Annotated in this window: 17 protein-coding genes; 15 read left to right on the top strand and 2 right to left on the bottom strand. The window is 61.7% G+C overall.

The window, feature by feature from the left end:
• Positions 1 to 7 precede the first annotated feature (7 nt).
• From LBW87_RS23365 to LBW87_RS23300, 14 genes are all read left to right on the top strand, one after another.
• Positions 8 to 604, top strand: a complete 597-nt coding sequence (locus tag LBW87_RS23365; protein ID WP_225203881.1) for an NADH-quinone oxidoreductase subunit C — start codon at positions 8 to 10, stop codon at positions 602 to 604.
• Positions 604 to 1,857 carry an NADH-quinone oxidoreductase subunit D gene (locus tag LBW87_RS23360; protein WP_225203880.1) on the top strand — a complete coding sequence of 418 codons (1,254 nt, stop codon included), beginning with the start codon at positions 604 to 606 and terminating at the stop codon, positions 1,855 to 1,857. The genes LBW87_RS23365 and LBW87_RS23360 overlap by 1 nt, the downstream gene beginning before the upstream one ends.
• 82 nt (positions 1,858 to 1,939) lie before the next feature.
• Entirely contained in the window at positions 1,940 to 2,431 is a 492-nt protein-coding gene (nuoE, locus tag LBW87_RS23355; RefSeq protein WP_225203879.1) for an NADH-quinone oxidoreductase subunit NuoE, read from the top strand.
• Positions 2,428 to 3,723 (top strand): NADH-quinone oxidoreductase subunit NuoF, encoded by a 1,296-nt coding sequence (gene nuoF, locus LBW87_RS23350; protein ID WP_225203878.1) that lies wholly within the window; start codon positions 2,428 to 2,430, stop codon positions 3,721 to 3,723. Before nuoE ends, nuoF begins: the two co-directional genes overlap by 4 nt.
• Before the next feature lie 74 nt (positions 3,724 to 3,797).
• Positions 3,798 to 6,128 (top strand): NADH-quinone oxidoreductase subunit NuoG, encoded by a 2,331-nt coding sequence (gene nuoG / locus LBW87_RS23345; protein ID WP_225203877.1) that lies wholly within the window; start codon positions 3,798 to 3,800, stop codon positions 6,126 to 6,128.
• The gene (nuoH, locus tag LBW87_RS23340; RefSeq protein ID WP_225203876.1) at positions 6,128 to 7,198 is read left to right on the top strand and encodes an NADH-quinone oxidoreductase subunit NuoH; all 1,071 of its coding nucleotides are present in this window, start codon (positions 6,128 to 6,130) and stop codon (positions 7,196 to 7,198) included. The genes nuoG and nuoH overlap by 1 nt, the downstream gene beginning before the upstream one ends.
• 21 nt (positions 7,199 to 7,219) lie before the next feature.
• Positions 7,220 to 7,708 carry an NADH-quinone oxidoreductase subunit NuoI gene (gene nuoI, locus LBW87_RS23335; RefSeq protein WP_008115445.1) on the top strand — a complete coding sequence of 163 codons (489 nt, stop codon included), beginning with the start codon at positions 7,220 to 7,222 and terminating at the stop codon, positions 7,706 to 7,708.
• Between the two features lie 102 nt (positions 7,709 to 7,810).
• The gene (locus tag LBW87_RS23330; protein ID WP_225203875.1) at positions 7,811 to 8,473 is read left to right on the top strand and encodes an NADH-quinone oxidoreductase subunit J; all 663 of its coding nucleotides are present in this window, start codon (positions 7,811 to 7,813) and stop codon (positions 8,471 to 8,473) included.
• A gap of 18 nt (positions 8,474 to 8,491) precedes the next feature.
• Complete coding sequence (gene nuoK, locus LBW87_RS23325; protein ID WP_225203874.1) at positions 8,492 to 8,800, top strand: NADH-quinone oxidoreductase subunit NuoK; 309 nt, start codon at positions 8,492 to 8,494, stop codon at positions 8,798 to 8,800.
• Positions 8,801 to 8,895: 95 nt separating this feature from the next.
• Positions 8,896 to 11,016 carry an NADH-quinone oxidoreductase subunit L gene (nuoL, locus tag LBW87_RS23320; RefSeq protein WP_225203873.1) on the top strand — a complete coding sequence of 707 codons (2,121 nt, stop codon included), beginning with the start codon at positions 8,896 to 8,898 and terminating at the stop codon, positions 11,014 to 11,016.
• A gap of 9 nt (positions 11,017 to 11,025) precedes the next feature.
• A complete protein-coding gene (locus tag LBW87_RS23315) occupies positions 11,026 to 12,519 on the top strand; it encodes an NADH-quinone oxidoreductase subunit M (RefSeq protein ID WP_225203872.1) in 1,494 nt (497 codons plus the stop codon).
• Positions 12,520 to 12,662: 143 nt separating this feature from the next.
• Complete coding sequence (gene nuoN, locus LBW87_RS23310) at positions 12,663 to 14,168, top strand: NADH-quinone oxidoreductase subunit NuoN (protein ID WP_225203871.1); 1,506 nt, start codon at positions 12,663 to 12,665, stop codon at positions 14,166 to 14,168.
• Complete coding sequence (locus LBW87_RS23305) at positions 14,168 to 14,482, top strand: DUF2818 family protein (protein WP_225203870.1); 315 nt, start codon at positions 14,168 to 14,170, stop codon at positions 14,480 to 14,482. The genes nuoN and LBW87_RS23305 overlap by 1 nt, the downstream gene beginning before the upstream one ends.
• 114 nt (positions 14,483 to 14,596) lie before the next feature.
• The gene (locus LBW87_RS23300; RefSeq protein ID WP_225203869.1) at positions 14,597 to 15,163 is read left to right on the top strand and encodes an NUDIX domain-containing protein; all 567 of its coding nucleotides are present in this window, start codon (positions 14,597 to 14,599) and stop codon (positions 15,161 to 15,163) included.
• A 1-nt stretch (position 15,164) separates the two neighbouring features.
• Here LBW87_RS23300 and LBW87_RS23295 read toward each other — a convergent pair whose 3' ends face one another.
• Entirely contained in the window at positions 15,165 to 16,028 is an 864-nt protein-coding gene (locus tag LBW87_RS23295; protein ID WP_225203868.1) for an aldo/keto reductase family oxidoreductase, read from the bottom strand.
• A 127-nt stretch (positions 16,029 to 16,155) separates the two neighbouring features.
• Here LBW87_RS23295 and LBW87_RS23290 point away from each other — a divergent pair, with 127 nt between their 5' ends.
• Positions 16,156 to 17,055 (top strand): LysR family transcriptional regulator, encoded by a 900-nt coding sequence (locus LBW87_RS23290; RefSeq protein WP_225203867.1) that lies wholly within the window; start codon positions 16,156 to 16,158, stop codon positions 17,053 to 17,055.
• A gap of 236 nt (positions 17,056 to 17,291) precedes the next feature.
• Here LBW87_RS23290 and LBW87_RS23285 read toward each other — a convergent pair.
• The coding region (locus tag LBW87_RS23285) for an electron transfer flavoprotein-ubiquinone oxidoreductase (protein ID WP_225203613.1) at positions 17,292 to 18,079 on the bottom strand (788 nt) is incomplete at its 5' end.

The following is an 18,079-nucleotide window of genomic DNA, read 5'->3' as shown; positions in this document are numbered from 1 at the left end:
GGCAGTAATGACAACAAAATTGGAAACTCTCGAAGCCGCACTGCGCAATGCGCTGGGAGGGTACCTGCAGAACCTGACGGTGGCGCTGGGCGAGGTCACCGTGGTGGTCAAGGCCGCCGACTACCTGTCCGCCATGCGCGTGCTGCGCGATCATGCCGATACCCGTTTCGAACAGTTGCAGGACCTGGCTGGCGTCGATTACTCGACCTACGGTGATGGCGTCTGGGAAGGCCCGCGCTTTGCCGTGGTGTCGCACCTGCTGTCGATCTCGCACAACTGGCGCGTGCGTGTGCGCGTGTTTGCGCCTGACGACGACCTGCCGATCGTGGCATCGGTCGATGGCATCTGGAACTCGGCCGGCTGGTACGAGCGCGAAGCGTTCGACTTCTACGGCATCCTGTTCGATGGTCACAACGACCTGCGCCGCATCCTGACCGACTATGGCTTCATCGGCCATCCGTTCCGCAAGGACTTCCCGATTTCGGGCTATGTCGAAATGCGTTACGACCCCGAGCAGAAGCGCGTCATTTATCAACCCGTAACGATCGAGCCGCGCGAAATCACGCCGCGCATCATTCGTGAAGAAAACTACGGGATCAAATAATGGCTGAGATTAAAAACTACACGCTGAACTTCGGTCCCCAGCACCCGGCCGCGCACGGCGTGCTGCGTCTGGTGCTGGAGCTCGATGGCGAAGTCATCCAGCGTGCCGACCCGCACATCGGCCTGCTGCACCGTGGCACCGAGAAGCTGGCCGAGCAAAAGACCTACCTGCAGTCGGTGCCCTACATGGATCGCCTCGACTACGTCTCGATGATGAGCAACGAGCACGGTTACGTGCTGGCCATCGAGCGTCTGCTGGGCCTCGAAGTGCCGCTGCGGGCGCAGTACATCCGCGTGATGTACGACGAGATCACCCGTCTGCTGAACCACCTGATGTGGATCGGCGCGCACGCGCTCGACGTCGGCGCCATGGGCGTGCTGCTGTATGCCTTCCGCGAACGTGAAGACCTGTTCGACTGTTACGAAGCGGTATCCGGCGCGCGCATGCACGCCGCCTACTACCGCCCGGGCGGCGTCTATCGTGACCTGCCTGACAGCATGCCGCAGTACAAGGCATCGATCGTGCGTAACGAAAAGGCGATCCGCTCCCTGAACGAAAACCGTCAGGGTTCGCTGCTGGACTTCATCGAAGACTTCACCAATCGTTTCCCGACCTATGTCGACGAATACGAAACCCTGCTGACCGACAACCGCATCTGGAAACAGCGTCTGGTCGGCATCGGCGTGGTGTCGCCGGAGCGCGCATTGGCGATGGGCTTCTCGGGTCCGATGCTGCGTGGCTCGGGCGTCGAATGGGATCTGCGCAAGAAGCAGCCCTACGAAGTCTACGACCTGCTCGATTTCGATATCCCGGTGGGCAAGAACGGCGACAGCTACGACCGCTACCTGGTGCGCGTGGCCGAAATGCGCCAGTCCAACCGCATCATCAAGCAATGCGTCGAATGGCTGCGCAACAATCCGGGCCCGGTCATCACCGACAACCACAAGATTGCACCTCCGAAGCGGACTGAAATGAAGTCCAACATGGAAGACCTGATCCACCACTTCAAGCTGTTCACCGAAGGCTTCCGCGTGCCGCCAGGCGAAGCGTATGCCGCGGTCGAGCACCCGAAGGGCGAGTTCGGCATCTACCTGGTCTCGGATGGCGCCAACAAGCCTTACCGCCTGAAGATTCGTGCTCCCGGCTTTGCGCACTTGCAAGCCCTCAACGAAATGGCCAAGGGTCACATGATTGCCGATGCGGTCACGATCATCGGAACGCAGGACATCGTGTTTGGTGAAATCGACCGTTGATGTCGAGTAACGGAGGGTCCTCGCAAAGGACCGTCCGGGTTTGGGGAATATCCAATAACACCGCGCAGCATAATGCGCATGGATGGCCAACGATATGTTGTTAAGTCAAGAAACTCTGAAGAAGATCGATCGCGAACTCGCGAAGTATCCGGACGACCAGCGCCAGTCTGCGGTCATGTCCGCACTGCGCATCGCCCAGGTTGAACACGGCTGGTTGCCGGCCGAACTGCAGCAGGAGATTGCCGATTACATCGGTATGCCTGCGGTGGCGGTGCAGGAGGTCGCGACCTTCTACAACATGTTCAACACCAGCCCGGTCGGCAAGCACAAGATCACGGTCTGCACCAACCTGCCTTGCCTGCTGTCGGGTGGCGAGCGTGCAGCCCATCATCTGAAGCACAAGCTGGGCGTGAACTACCGCGAGACCACCGAGGATGGCCAGTTCACCCTGATGGAAGGCGAGTGCATGGGCGCCTGTGGCGATGCACCTGTCATGCTGGTCAACAACCATCGCATGTGCAGCTGGATGTCGGACGACAAGATCGACGCACTGCTGGAGGAACTGAAGAAATGACCTGCCTGCACGATCGTCACATCAAGCCGCTGATCCTCGCCGATCTCAATGGCGAGAACTGGCACCTCGAGGATTACGTCAAGCGCGGCGGCTACGAGTCGCTCAAGCGCATCCTCAATGACAACATCACGCCCGAACAGGTCATCGCCGAACTCAAGGCCTCCGGCCTGCGCGGTCGTGGCGGTGCGGGTTTCCCGACCGGCCTGAAGTGGAGCTTCATGCCACGCCAGTTCCCGGGCCAGAAATACCTCGTCTGCAACACCGACGAAGGCGAACCGGGCACCTTCAAGGACCGCGACATCATTCGCTACAACCCGCACGCGCTGATCGAAGGCATGATCATCGGCGGTTACGCAATGGGCATCACGGTCGGCTACAACTACATCCACGGCGAGATCTTCTCGGCCTACGAAGTATTTGAGGAAGCGCTGGAAGAAGCCCGCGCTGCCGGCTTCCTGGGCGACAACATCCTGGGCACCGGTTTCAGTTTCCAGTTGCACGCCCACCACGGTTACGGCGCCTACATCTGCGGCGAAGAAACCGCGTTGCTGGAGTCGCTCGAAGGCAAGAAGGGCCAGCCGCGCTTCAAGCCGCCGTTCCCGGCCAGTTTCGGCCTGTACGGCAAGCCGACCACGATCAACAACACCGAGACCTTCGCGGCGGTGCCGTTCATCTTCAAGATCGGCGCGCAGGCGTACGCCGAGATGGGCAAGCCCAACAACGGCGGCACCAAGATCTTCTCGATCTCGGGTGACGTCGAGCGTCCGGGCAACTACGAAATCCCGCTGGGCACGCCGTTCTCGACCTTGCTGGAATTGGCCGGCGGCATGCGCGGCGGCAAGAAGATCAAGGCCGTGATCCCGGGTGGATCGTCGGCGCCGGTGATTCGCGGCGACGTGATGATGGACACCACGATGGACTACGACGCCATCGCCAAGGCCGGCTCGATGCTGGGCTCGGGCGCGGTGATCGTGATGGACGAGACCCGCTGCATGGTCAAGTCGCTGCTGCGCCTGTCGTACTTCTACTTCGAAGAGTCCTGCGGTCAGTGCACTCCATGCCGTGAAGGCACGGGCTGGATGTACCGCATGGTCGAACGGATCGAAAGCGGTCACGGCAAGCTGGAAGACCTGGACGTGCTCAATTCGGTGGCCGACAACATCCAGGGGCGTACGATCTGTGCGCTCGGGGATGCCGCGGCGATGCCGGTGCGCGCGTTCATCAAGAATTTCCGCGAAGAGTTCGAATACCACATCGAGCATAAACACTGCCTGGTTCCGGCCTACATCTGAACCAGGGCAGGGGATGACTGGCGGCAGGCGCCACCGGTCATCATTGAAAGAATATTTAGCTTGGGCAAACAGCCATGGTTGAAATCGAAATAGACGGCAAGAAGGTTGAAGTGCAGGAAGGCAGCATGGTCATGGACGCTGCCAACAGACTCGGCACGTACATCCCTCACTTCTGCTATCACAAGAAACTGTCCATCGCGGCCAACTGCCGCATGTGCCTGGTCGACGTCGAAAAGGCGCCGAAGCCGCTGCCTGCCTGCGCCACGCCGGTGACCGCCGGCATGATCGTGCGCACCGCTAGCGACAAGGCAATCAAGGCCCAGAAGGGCGTGATGGAATTCCTCCTGATCAATCACCCGCTGGATTGCCCGATCTGCGACCAGGGCGGCGAATGCCAGCTGCAGGATCTGGCGGTCGGCTACGGCGGCTCGACCTCGCGCTACGAAGAAGAAAAGCGCGTGGTGGAACCGAAGAACGTCGGTCCGCTGATCTCGATGAAGGAAATGAACCGCTGCATCCACTGCACCCGTTGCGTGCGCTTCGGCCAGGAAGTGGCCGGCGTGATGGAACTGGGCATGCTGGGTCGTGGCGAGCATTCCGAGATCACCACCTTCGTGGGCAAGACGGTCGACTCCGAACTGTCGGGCAACATGATCGACCTGTGCCCGGTGGGTGCCCTGACCTCCAAGCCATTCCGCTACAGCGCCCGTACCTGGGAACTGTCGCGTCGCAAGTCGGTGAGCCCGCACGACAGCGTCGGCGCCAACCTGACGGTGCAGGTCAAGAACGGCCGCGTCATGCGCGTGCTGCCGCTCGAGAACGACGACGTCAACGAATGCTGGATCTCGGACAAGGACCGTTTCTCGTACGAGGCACTGGGCAGCGAAGAGCGCCTGACCAAGCCGATGCTCAAGCAGGACGGCAAGTGGCAGGAAGTCGATTGGCAGACCGCCCTCGAATACGTCGCCCACGGCCTGCGCAACATCCGTCATGAGCACGGCGCCGAATCGATCGCCGCGCTGGGTACCCCGTACTCCACGCTGGAAGAACTGAACCTGCTGCAGAAGCTGGTGCGCGGTGTCGGTTCCGACAACGTCGACTTCCGCCTGCGCCAGTCCGACTTTGCGCTGGATGGCCAGATCAAGCCATGGCTGGGCATGTCGATCAACGAATTCGCCGAATTGAACCGGGTCTTCGTGATCGGTTCCTTCCTGCGCAAGGATCATCCGCTGCTGACCGCACGCCTGCGCCAATCGGCCAAGAGCGGCGCCAAGATCAGCGTGCTGCACGCCACCGACGACGACCTGCTGCTGCCGCTGGCCAGCAAGATCGTGGCCGCACCATCGGCCTGGCTGGCAGCGTTGGCCGAAGTCGCCGTGGCCGTGGCCGAGTCCAAGGGCGTAGCCGCACCGGCAGCGTTCGCCGGCGCGACCGTCTCCGACGCCGCACGTGCTACCGCTGCGACCCTGCTGTCGGGCGAAGGCCGTGGCGTGTTCCTGGGCAACACCGCCCTGCAACACCCGCAAGCCTCGCAACTGCACGCAGCAGCACAATGGATTGCCGAACAGACCGGCGCCAAGCTGGGCGTGCTGGTCGAAGGCGGCAATGCCGTCGGCGGCTACCTGGCCAACGCGGTGCCGACCGTCGGTCGTGGCGCCAACGCGCTGGACGCATTCGCCCAACCGCGCAAGGCCTACCTGCTGCTCAATGCAGAACCTGAACTCGACAGCTACAACCCGCAAGCCGCCGCTGCCGCACTGAAGCAGGCCGAGATGGTGGTGGTGATGTCGGCCTTCAAGCACGGCGCCGACTATGCCGACGTGTTGCTGCCGATCGCGCCCTTCACCGAAACCTCCGGCACCTTCGTCAACGCCGAAGGCCGCGCCCAGAGCTTCAACGGTACCGTCAAGCCGCAGGGCGATGCGCGTCCGGGCTGGAAGGTGCTGCGCGTGCTGGGCAACTTGCTGGAACTGCCCAATTTCGACTACGAGACTTCGGAATCGATCCGCGACGAACTGCTGGGCAAGCAGACCGACCTGTCGGCCAGCCTGAACAACATCGCCACGCTGCAACCGCAAGCTGCGGCCCCGGCTGCGGCGGGCGCCCTGGAACGTGTGGCCGACGTGCCGATCTACGCGGCCGACCCGGTTGCCCGCCGTTCGCCGCCGCTGCAGGAAACTGCCGACGGCCAGGCGCCCAAGGCATGGCTGCCGGCCGCGCTGGCTGAAAAGCTGGGCGTGCTCGCCGGTGACCGCGTGACCGTCAAGCAAGGGCAGGGCAGTGTGCAACTGACCGCCGGTATCGACAAGAAACTGCCTGCGAACGTGGTTCGCGTTGCTGCCAGCCACGCCTCGACCGCAGCACTGGGCGGCATGTTCGGCGCAATCGTAGTGGAGAAAGCGTAATGGATCAGCTGATCGCCCATATCAACTCGGCCGGTCCGGCACTGCTGGGTCCGAGCCTGTTCACCCTGGTGTGGACCCTGGTCAAGATCCTGGTGGTGATGGTGCCGCTGCTGATCTGCGTGGCCTACATGACCTACTGGGAGCGCAAGCTGATCGGTTGGATGCACGTGCGTCTGGGCCCGAACCGTGTCGGTCCGGCCGGCCTGCTGCAGCCGATCGCCGATGCCGTCAAGCTGATCTTCAAAGAGGTCAACACCCCGGCCAAGGCCAACAAGTTCCTGTTCTACCTGGCGCCGGTGATGACCATCATGCCCGCGCTGGCGGCCTGGGCGGTGGTGCCGTTCTCGCCTGAACATGTGCTGGCCAACGTCAACGCCGGTCTGCTGTACCTGATGGCCATCACTTCCCTGGAAGTCTACGGCGTCATCATCGCCGGCTGGGCGTCCAACTCGAAGTACGCTTTCCTGGGCGCCATGCGGGCGTCGGCGCAGATGGTGTCGTACGAAATCTCGATGGGCTTCTGTCTGGTGGTGGTGCTGATGGTCACCGGCAGCTTGAACATGACCGATATCGTGTTGACCCAGACCAAGGGCACCTTCCACGACATGGGCCTGAACTTCCTGTCCTGGAACTGGCTGCCGCTGCTGCCGGTGTTCGTGATCTATTTCGTGTCGGGCATCGCCGAAACCAACCGTCACCCGTTCGACGTGGTGGAAGGCGAATCCGAAATCGTGGCCGGCCACATGATCGAATACTCGGGCATGTCGTTCGCGATGTTCTTCCTGGCCGAATACGCCAGCATGATCCTGATCTCGATCCTGACCGCACTGCTGTTCTTCGGCGGCTGGTCGGCTCCGATCTCGGCGCTCGATTTCATCCCGGGCTGGATCTGGCTGGGTGCAAAAACATTCTTCTTCCTGTCGGTGTTCGTCTGGGTCCGCGCTTCTTTCCCGCGCTACCGTTATGACCAGATCATGCGCCTCGGCTGGAAGGTTTTCATTCCGCTGACCCTGGTGTGGCTGGTGGTCGTGGCGATCTGGATTCAGTCGCCTTGGAATATCTGGAAATAAGATTGAGGGCTGAGGCTAAACATGGAAGCTATTAAGGATTTTTTCGGCAGCCTGATGCTTCGGGAGCTGTTCAAGGGCTTGGCCCTGACTGGCCGCTACCTGTTCAAGCGCAAGATCACGGTGCAGTTCCCCGAAGAAAAGACGCCGATGTCGCCGCGTTTCCGCGGCCTGCACGCGTTGCGCCGCTACCCGAACGGCGAAGAGCGTTGCATCGCCTGCAAACTGTGCGAAGCAGTGTGCCCGGCCATGGCGATCACCATCGAGTCCGAGCAGCGTGATGACGGTTCGCGCCGCACCACCCGCTACGACATCGACCTGACCAAGTGCATCTTCTGCGGTTTCTGCGAAGAATCGTGCCCGGTCGACTCGATCGTCGAGACCCACATTCTCGAGTATCACGGTGAAAAGCGCGGTGACCTGTACTACACCAAGGAAATGCTGCTGGCCGTGGGGGATCGTTACGAGAAGGACATCGCAGAGGCGCGCGCCGCCGATGCGGCCTATCGCTGATGCGGTAGGTGGCCGGCACGATGTGCCGGCCGGATGCGAATGTCGCGATGGGGCAGCCGATGTGGCCGCCCTGGTGCTGAGAAAACCAACTTCTGGTTGATTATGGAATTCAAAACTGTCTTGTTCTACGTGTTCTCGCTGATCCTCGTGATCGGCGCCGTACGCGTCATCACGGCCCGCAACCCGGTCCACGCGGCCCTGTTCCTGGTGCTGTCGTTCTTTGCGGCCGCCGCCATCTGGATGCTGCTCAAGGCGGAGTTCCTGGCCATCGTGCTGGTGCTGGTCTATGTCGGGGCGGTGATGGTGCTGTTCCTGTTCGTGGTGATGATGCTCGACATCAACCTCGACAAGATGCGTGAAGGCTTCTGGGGTTACTTCCCGTTGGCCACCACCATCGGCGTGGTGATCGTGATCATGATGTCGTCGGTGCTGCTGGCCAACTTCAAGGAATCCAGCGTCCCGGCCATTTCCGACACGCTCGGCCAGACCAAGCCGCTGGGCAAGCTGATTTTCACCGAATACGTGTACGCCTTCGAAATCGCTGCCGTGATCCTGCTGGTGGCCATCGTCGCCGCCGTGGCGCTGACGCTGCGTCGTCGCAAGGACACCAAGTATTTCGACCCGGCCGAAGCGGTCAAGGTCAAGGCATCGGACCGTATCCGTCTGGTCAGCATGAAGGCCGAGTCGACCCGCAATGCGGGCGCCACCAGCGTGCCTGGCGAGACCGGCGGCGACGGCACCCCGGCCTCCGGCAATCAATCTTAAGAAGGGCGACAAGACATCATGGCAATTCCGCTCTCTCATTACCTGACCCTCGGCGCGATCCTGTTCGCGATCTCGGTCGTCGGTATCTTCCTGAATCGCAAGAACATCATCGTGCTGCTGATGGCCATCGAACTGATGCTGTTGGCGGTGAACATGAACTTCATTGCGTTCTCGCATTACCTGGGTGACGCAGCTGGACAGATTTTCGTGTTCTTCATCCTGACAGTAGCGGCGGCCGAGTCGGCCATCGGCCTGGCGATTCTGGTGGTGCTGTTCCGTAACCTCGACACCATCAATGTCGAAGATCTGGATAGCCTCAAGGGCTGATCACCCCGCATGGTGCGGTACGGTTTGAATTTCAATTAAAGATGGGAGGCCCCGCGGCGGCAATGCGGGGCAGCCAATAAGCGATAAGGTTCATCATGGCGGGGCAACTTAACCCACATCTTCTTCTTGCAGTCCCACTGGCGCCGCTGGTGGGTTCTGCCATTGCCGGCTTCCTGGGCACCAGGTTCTTCGGCAATGTGGTCGGACGCAAGGTGTCGCATACCGCGACCATCCTGGGCGTGCTGATCGCTGCCATCATCTCGTTGCAGACCCTGTTCGCGGTGCTTGACGGCGCCACCTACAACGGCACCCTGTACACCTGGATGACGGTGGCTGGCCTGAAGCTGGAAATCGGCTTCATGGTCGACAGCCTGACGGCGTTGATGATGTGCGTGGTGACCTCGGTGTCGCTGATGGTGCACATCTACACGATCGGCTACATGAAGGACGACGAAGGCTACAACCGCTTCTTCTCGTACATCTCGCTGTTCACCTTCTCGATGCTGATGCTGGTCATGAGCAACAACTTCCTGCAGCTGTTCTTCGGCTGGGAAGCGGTGGGCCTGGTGTCGTACCTGCTGATCGGTTTCTGGTACACCCGCCCGACGGCGATCAAGGCCAACATGAAGGCCTTCCTGGTCAACCGCGTGGGCGACTTCGGCTTCATCCTCGGCATCGGCCTGTTGCTGGCCTACGCCGGTTCGATGAACTACACCGAAGTGTTCGACAAGCGCGCCGAACTGGCGCAGCTGACCCTGCCGGGCACCGACTGGATGCTGCTGACGGTGGCATGTATCTGCCTGTTCGTGGGCGCGATGGGCAAGTCGGCCCAGTTCCCGCTGCACGTCTGGCTGCCTGACTCGATGGAAGGCCCGACCCCGATTTCCGCGCTGATCCACGCCGCCACCATGGTGACGGCCGGTATCTTCATGGTCACCCGCATGTCGCCGCTGTTCGAATTGTCCGATACGGCCTTGTCGGTGATCCTGGTGATCGGCGCCATCACGGCCCTGTTCATGGGCTTTTTGGGCACCATCCAGACCGACATCAAGCGCGTGGTCGCCTACTCGACCCTGTCGCAGCTGGGCTACATGACCGTGGCGCTGGGCGCCTCGGCCTACTCGGTGGCGGTGTTCCACCTGATGACCCACGCCTTCTTCAAGGCACTGCTGTTCCTGGGCGCCGGTTCGGTCATCATCGGCATGCACCACGACCAGGACATGCGCAACATGGGCGGCCTGCGCAAGTACATGCCGATCACCTGGATCACGTCGCTGCTGGGTTCGCTGGCGCTGATCGGTACCCCGTTCTTCTCGGGTTTCTACTCGAAGGACAGCATCATCGAAGCGGCCGCCGAGTCGCACCTGGCGGGTTCGGGCTTTGCCTATTTCGCCGTGCTGGCCAGCGTCTTCGTGACCGCCTTCTATTCGTTCCGGATGTACTTCCTGGTGTTCCACGGTGAAGAGCGTTTCGGCAAGGCGCATGCGCACGATGATCATCACGCACCGGCCGCGGCCCATGCGGCCCACGACGACCACGCACATGGTCACGATGCGCACGGCCACGACGATCATGCAGCGCACGATGATCACGGCCATGACGAGCATCACCACGGCCTGGCGCCGGGACAAAAGCCGCACGAATCGCCACTGGTGGTGACCTTGCCGCTGATCCTGCTGGCCATTCCTTCGGTGATCGTCGGTTTCTTCGCGATCTCGCCGATGCTGTATGGCGACTTCTTCAAGGGCGTGATCTTCTTCGGTGAAAACCACAAGGTGATGGAAGAGCTGGCCCACGAGTTCCACGGTCCGGTCGGCATGGTGATCCACGCCTTCTTGACCGCGCCGTTGTGGCTGGCCATTGCCGGTGTGGCAACTGCCTACTACTGCTACATGATCAACCCCCGCGTGCCGGCCTGGTTCAAGCAGAAGTTCAGCGTGATCTACACCATCCTGGACAACAAGTACTACATGGACAAGTTCAACGAAGTGGTGTTTGCCGGTGGTGCGCGCCTGCTCGGCGGTGGTCTGTCGTCGATCGGCGATCGCGCCATCATCGATGGCCTGGCCGTCAACGGCAGCGCCAAGGTAGTTGGCTGGTTTGCGAAGTTCACGCGCCTGTGGCAGTCCGGTTACATCTATCACTATGCCTTCGTGATGATCATCGGGGTGTTGGGCTTCCTGGTGTGGTTCATGCCGTTTCCGTTCGCCAAGTAAATAACAACCATGATGCAGTCAACTTTTCCCATCCTGAGCCTGGCGATCTGGACACCCATCGTCTTCGGCATTCTTGTTCTGGCCATCGGGCGTGACAGCAATCCGGGCCTGGCCCGCTGGCTGTCCCTGTTCGGTGCGCTGGTCGGCCTGGTTGCGACCTTCCCGCTGATCCAGCATTTCGATCCGGCCGCACACGGCTACCAGTTCGTCGAGAAGACGCCCTGGATCGATCGCTTCAACATCTCGTACTTCCTGGGCCTGGACGGCATCTCGCTGTGGTTCGTGCCGCTGACCGCCTTCATCACGGTGATCGTGGTGCTGGCCGGCTGGGTCGTGATCCAGAAGCGCGTCGGCCAGTACATGGGCGCCTTCCTGATCCTGTCGGGCATCATGATCGGCGTCTTCTCGTCGCTCGACGCGATGCTGTTCTACGTGTTCTTCGAAGCGACCCTGATCCCGATGTTCATCATCGTCGGTGTGTGGGGCGGCGACAACCGCGTCTATGCGGCCTTCAAGCTGTTCCTCTACACGCTGGCCGGCTCGCTGCTGATGCTGGTGGCGCTGATCTACCTGTACTTCGTCTCGGGCGGCACCTTCGACATCCCGACCTGGCACGCCTTGCCGCTGTCGATGCTGGAGCAGAAGATCCTGTTCTTCGCCTTCCTGGCCGCCTTTGCGGTGAAGGTGCCGATGTGGCCGGTGCACACCTGGTTGCCCGACGCCCACGTGCAGGCGCCGACCGGCGGCTCCATCGTGCTGGCGGCGATCATGCTCAAGCTGGGCGCCTACGGTTTCCTGCGCTTCTCGCTGCCGATCCTGCCTGACGCCAGCCATGCGCTGTCCGGCTTCATGATCTTCCTGTCGCTGGTGGCGGTGATCTACATTGGCCTGGTGGCGCTGGTGCAGCAGGACATGAAGAAACTGGTGGCGTACTCGTCGATTGCCCACATGGGCTTCGTCACGCTGGGCTTCTTCATGTTCAACGACATGGCAGTGCAGGGCGGTATCGTGCAGATGATCTCGCACGGCTTCGTGTCGGGAGCGATGTTCATGTGTATCGGCGTGCTGTACGACCAGATGCATACCCGCGACATCGCCCAGTACGGTGGCGTGGTCAACAAGATGCCGCGTTTTGCGTTCTTCTTCATCCTGTTCTCGCTGGCCAACTGCGGCCTGCCGGCCACTTCCGGTTTCGTCGGCGAATTCATGGTGATCCTGGGCGCGGTCAAGTTCAATTTCTGGATCGGCCTGCTGGCGGCCACCGCCCTGATCCTGGGCGCGGCGTACTCGCTGTGGCTGGCCAAGCGCGTCATCTTCGGCGCGGTGACCAACCATCACGTGTCGGAGCTGGTCGACCTGAACGGTCGTGAATTCTTCATCCTGGGCGTGCTGGCGATTGCCACCATGGTCATGGGCCTGTACCCGGCGATCATCACCGATACCATCCAGACCTCGGTGACCGACCTGCTGCAGCACGTGGCGCAGACGAAGATTCCATCCTGATGTAATGGCAGCAAAGGGCGGGGCGCAGCAAGGCCCCGCCGGCAACGAGACAAGCCGGTGCGGCAATGCCGGTAAAGCGAAGCAGAGGCCGGTCATTCCTGGCGGGCCACTGCGACAAGCGGCGAACAAGCGGTAGTAACTAAATGAACAACATGAATCTGATCCCTGTCTATCCGGAAATATTTCTGCTGATCGCGACCTCCGTGATCCTGCTGATCGATATGTTCCTGCCGGAAGCCAAGCGCGTCATCACCTACCTGCTGTCGCTGCTGGCGCTGGCAGTCTGCGCGGCGCTGACCTTTGGCGACCTCAACAGCGGTGCGACGGTCTACACCTTCAACAACATGTTCGTGTCGGACCCGCTGTCGGCCCTGTTGAAGCTGTTCACCTACCTCGGCGTTGGCGTCACGCTGGTGTATTCGCGCCAGTACAACAGCGTGCGCGGCATCACCGGCGGCCAGCTGGGCGGCGAATTCTATGCGCTGGCGCTGTTTGCCACGCTGGGCCAGATGGTGATGATCTCGGGTAACAGCTTCCTGTCGATCTACCTCGGCCTCGAACTGATGTCGCTGTCGCTGTATGCGCTGGTCGCCCTGCGCCGCGACAACGTCGCCGCGACCGAAGCGGGCATGAAGTATTTCATCCTGGGCGCACTGGCCTCCGGCTTCCTGCTGTACGGCATCTCGATGTTGTACGGCGCCACCGGTTCGCTGGAGCTCAACGAAGTCTTCCGCGCCATCGTCTCGGGCACCGTCGACCGCACCGTGCTGGTATTCGGCATCGTGTTCGTGGTGGCCGGCCTGGCCTTCAAGCTGGGTACCGTGCCGTTCCACATGTGGGTCCCGGACGTCTACCAGGGTTCGCCGACGCCGGTCACGCTGCTGCTGGGCGCGGCGCCCAAGCTGGCGACCTTCGCGATCACTTTCCGCCTGCTGGTCGAAGGCCTGCTGCCACTGGCAGTGGACTGGCAGCAGATGCTGATGGTGATGGCCGTGCTGTCGATCATGCTGGGCAACGTCACCGCCATCGCGCAAAGTAACCTCAAGCGCATGCTGGCCTACTCGACCATCTCGCACATGGGCTTCATGCTGCTGGGCCTGCTGTCGGGCGTGGTTGACGGTAACCTGTTCTCGGCCGTGAATGCCTACAGCGCCGCCTTGTTCTACGGCGTCACCTACGTGCTGACCACGCTGGGCACCTTCGGCGTGATCATCCTGCTGTCGCGTGCCGGTTTCGAAGCCGACACTATCGACGACTTCAAGGGCCTCAACCAGCGCAGCCCCTGGTTTGCCGCCGTGATGATGATCCTGATGTTCTCGCTGGCAGGCTTGCCGCCGCTGGTTGGCTTCTACGCCAAGCTGTCGGTGCTGCAGGCGGTGCTGGGTACCGGCCAGATCTGGCTGGCAGTGCTGGCGGTGGTGTTCTCGCTGATCGGCGCGTTCTACTACATCCGCGTGGTCAAAGTGATGTACTTCGATGAGCCGGTCGACACCAGCAAGATCGTCGCCGCACCGGACGTGCGCGTGGTGTTGAGCATCAATGGCCTGGCGGCCCTGGTGTTGGGCCTGTGGCCTGGTCACCTGATGGATGCCTGCACCAATGCCATCGTCACCACACTGGCAACGTTCCTCAGCAAAGTCGTGGCTTGATGAACGTTTCCCTGTTCAGTCTGGGCATCATCCTGTTGGCCGCGCTTGCGGCCAATTTGCCGTTCTTCAACCAGCAGCTGTTTGCGCTGGTCCCGCTGAGCAAGGTCAGCGGCTGGGTCAAGCCGGTGTGGGTGCGGCTGATCGAATTGCTGCTACTGTATTTTGCCGTCGGCGGCGTGGCGCGCCTGCTGGAATCCAGCCAGGGCAATGCGTTTTCGCAGGGCTGGGAGTTCTATGCCATCACCGCCTGCGTATTCCTGGTGCTGGCCTATCCTGGTTATGTGCTGCGCTATCTGCGCAAGAAGCACAACTGATCACGCGAACTGGGACAACTCGGTACAATCTCTTGTCCAAGGGCAGGCGGCCACCACGGGCCGCCTGCCCTTTGTTGCATCAGATCTCCCACTTTGCCAACGAGAAGAGTCCCCATGGATGCCCACCTGAAAGAAACGAAGAAAGACGGCCAGCAAGTCTACGATGGTCACTTTCTGAAAGTGCAGTGCGACACCGTGATCCTGCCTGACGGCAAGGAGTCGATCCGCGAATACATCAAGCACCCCGGCGCCGTCACGGTCCTGCCGGTGTTCGATGATGGCACGGTGTTGATGGAGCGCCAGTTCCGTTATCCGCTGAATCGCGTGTTCATTGAATTTCCCGCTGGCAAGATCGATCCCGGTGAGGACGAATTGGCCTGTGCCAAGCGCGAACTGCTGGAAGAGACCGGTTATACGGCCACCGACTGGCAGCATATCTGCACCATCCACAACGCCATCGCCTATGCCGATGAGCGGCTGGAGCTGTATGTCGCGCGTGGCCTGAAGGAAGGGCCACGGCAGCTGGACGAGGGCGAGTTCCTCGATATCTACCGTGCGCCCTTGTCCGAGTTGATCGAACAGGTGCGCAGCGGCCAGATCACCGACGTCAAGACGGTGATCGGCGTGTTCTGGCTGGAGAAGATCACCAGCGGCGCCTGGACGGCGCCGGTCGGCGCCTGATTCAGGCGATGCTGTCGAGCGCGGCGATGGATGGCGCCGACAGCTTCAGGTCGGCCGCTGCCACGTTCTGGCGCAGGTGATCGGGCGACGAGGTACCCGCGATCACCAGGATATTGGGCGAGCGCTGCAGCAGCCAGGCCAGCGCCGTCTGTAGTGGTGTGGCCCCATATTCGGCGGCCACTTCTTCAAGCGTCGACGACTGCAGCGGCGAAAATCCACCGAGCGGAAAGAACGGCACATAGGCGATGCCGTCGGCGGCCAGTTGCGTGATCAGCGCGTCGTCTTTCCGGTGTGCCAGGTTGTACTGGTTCTGCACGCACACGATCGGCGCGATCCGGCGCGCCTGCGCCACCTGGGCGGCCGTCGCGTTGGACAGGCCGATGTGTCGCACCAGCCCCTGCTGCTGCAATTGCGCCAGCGCCGTCATGTGTGGCTCGATATCGCCTTCGGCTGGTCCCGCCACATCGAACATCAAGCGCAGGTTGACCACATCCATTGCCTCCAGCCCCAGGTTGCGCAGGTTGTCGTGCACGGCCGATTGCAGGTCGGCCGGCGACTGCGCCGGCAACCAGCTGCCGTCCTTGCCGCGTCGCGCGCCGATCTTGGTCACGATCACCAGCTCATCGCGGTAAGGGTGCAAGGCCTCGCGGATCAGTTGATTGGTCACGTGCGGGCCGTAGAAGTCACTGGTATCGATGTGATTGATCCCCAGTTCGACGGTTGCCCGCAATACTGCCAGTGCCTGGTCGCGATCGCGCGGCGGGCCGAACACATGGGGGCCGGCCAGTTGCATGGCGCCATATCCCATGCGATTGACGGTGAATTCGCCGAGCGTGTAATGGCCGGCATTGCTTGCGTGTGTCATCGGGATTCCTTTGAATGAGTGGACAGGTCTAGTCTAGGCACGTCACGCCTGTATCACAATCCCGCACAATCGCACACCCTGTGCCGAAAATCGTACAATGCTTATTCCTTCCCAGCCCGGAAACCCCATGGCCGACCTGCAAGACCTGAATGCCTTTGTGGCCGTGGCCACCCACGGCGGATTTCGCGGTGCTGCGCGCCACAGCGGGGACAGCGCCTCGCAACTGAGCGAAGCGATACGCCGGCTCGAGACCCGGCTGGGGGTGCGGCTATTGCACCGAACCACCCGCAGCGTGGTCGCCACGGAAGCCGGGCAGCGCCTGCTTGACCAGTTGCGTCCGGCATTGGGGGCGATCGAAGCGGCGCTCGATGTGGTCAATGGCTTTCGCGACCGGCCTGCCGGGCGGCTGCGGCTCAACGTGCCGCTGAGCGCGTCGCGACTGGTATTGCCGCGCATCGTGCCGGCATTCCTGGCGGCTTATCCCGAGATTTCGCTGGAGGTCATCGTCGAGGACCGCTTCGTCGATCTGGTGCAGGCGGGTTGCGACGCCGGTATTCGCTATGAAGAAAGCATGGAGCAGGACATGGTGGCGATTCCCATCGGCCCGCGCCACCAGCGCATGGCGGCCGCAGCTGCACCCGCCTACCTTGATGCACGCGGTCGACCGCGCCATCCGCAGGATCTCGCCCATCACACCTGCATGCGCGGGCGCTTTGCCAGCGGGGCGACGCCGGCCTGGCTATTCGAGTATCGGGGCAAGCGCGTAGAGATCGAGCCGTCGGGGCCACTGCTGGTCACGCTGGGGGCAGCCGCCGATCTGGCGGTGGAGGCGGCGGTGGGCGGGACGGGGGTGGTGTATCTGTTCGAGGACTGGTTGCGGCCCTATATCGACCGTGGCCAGCTGGAACCGGTGCTGGAGCGCTGGTGGCCGCAGTTCGGCGGTCCCTCGCTGTATTACCCGGGGCGTCGCCATCTGCCAGCGCCGTTGCGGGCGTTCGTGGAGTTTGTGCAGGGGATGCGGTGGTAGGGGGAGTTGATAAGCTGGTTTATAACACTACCTCCGTCGTCCTGACGAAAGTCAGGACCCAGCGTCTTTCGGCGCGTCTCGGTGTTGTTGCATAAGTCACTGGGTCCCGGCATTCGCCGGGACGACGAAATTTGGGTTATGAAGTAACTCCGTCGTCCTGACGAAGGTCAGGACCCAGCGTCTTCCAGCGCACCTCGATGTTGTTGCATAAATCGCCGAGATGACGGGCGGTTTAATTACATCCCCGAATAGTTAGGCCCACCGCCGCCCTCAGGCGTGACCCACACGATATTCTGCGTCGGGTCCTTGATGTCGCAGGTCTTGCAATGCACGCAGTTCTGCGCATTGATCTGCAGCCGCTCCGAGTTATCCTCGTTCTTCACGAACTCATACACCCCCGCCGGGCAATAACGCGATTCCGGCCCCGCATACTGCGCCAGGTTGATCTGCACCGGTACGCTCTTGTCCTTCAGCGTCAAATGCGCCGGTTGGTTCTCGCTGTGGTTGGTGTTAGAGATGAACACCGACGACAAACGATCGAAGGTCAGCTTGCCATCCGGCTTCGGATAGACGATAGGCGTGAATTGCGACGCCGGCTTCAGGCATTCGTGATCGGCATGCGCGTGATGCAGGGTCCACGGCGCACGGCCGCCCAGCAATACCTGGTCGATGCCGACCAGTAGCGTGCCGGTGACCAGACCGCGGCTCATCGATGGCTTGAAGTTGCGCGCCTTGTGCAATTCTTCCTTCAGCCACGATTGCTCGAAGGCGGCCGGGTAACTGCTCAATTCGTCCAGCTGGCGGTCTTCGCCCAGCGCATGGAAAGCCGCTTCCGCCGCCAGCATGCCGCTCTTGATCGCGGCATGGCTACCCTTGATGCGCGACGCATTCAAAAAACCCGCATCGCACCCGATCAGCGCGCCGCCGGGGAAGACCAGCTTCGGCAACGACTGCACGCCACCCGCCGTGATCGCCCGCGCACCATACGAAATGCGCTTGCCGCCCGCGAAGAACTTGCTGATCT

It is taken from the genome of Herbaspirillum sp. alder98 (assembly GCF_020179755.1).
Taxonomy (GTDB): domain Bacteria; phylum Pseudomonadota; class Gammaproteobacteria; order Burkholderiales; family Burkholderiaceae_D; genus Herbaspirillum.
The sequence above is the reverse complement of the archived record's forward strand: the minus strand, read 5'-3'. Positions and strand labels throughout refer to the sequence as shown.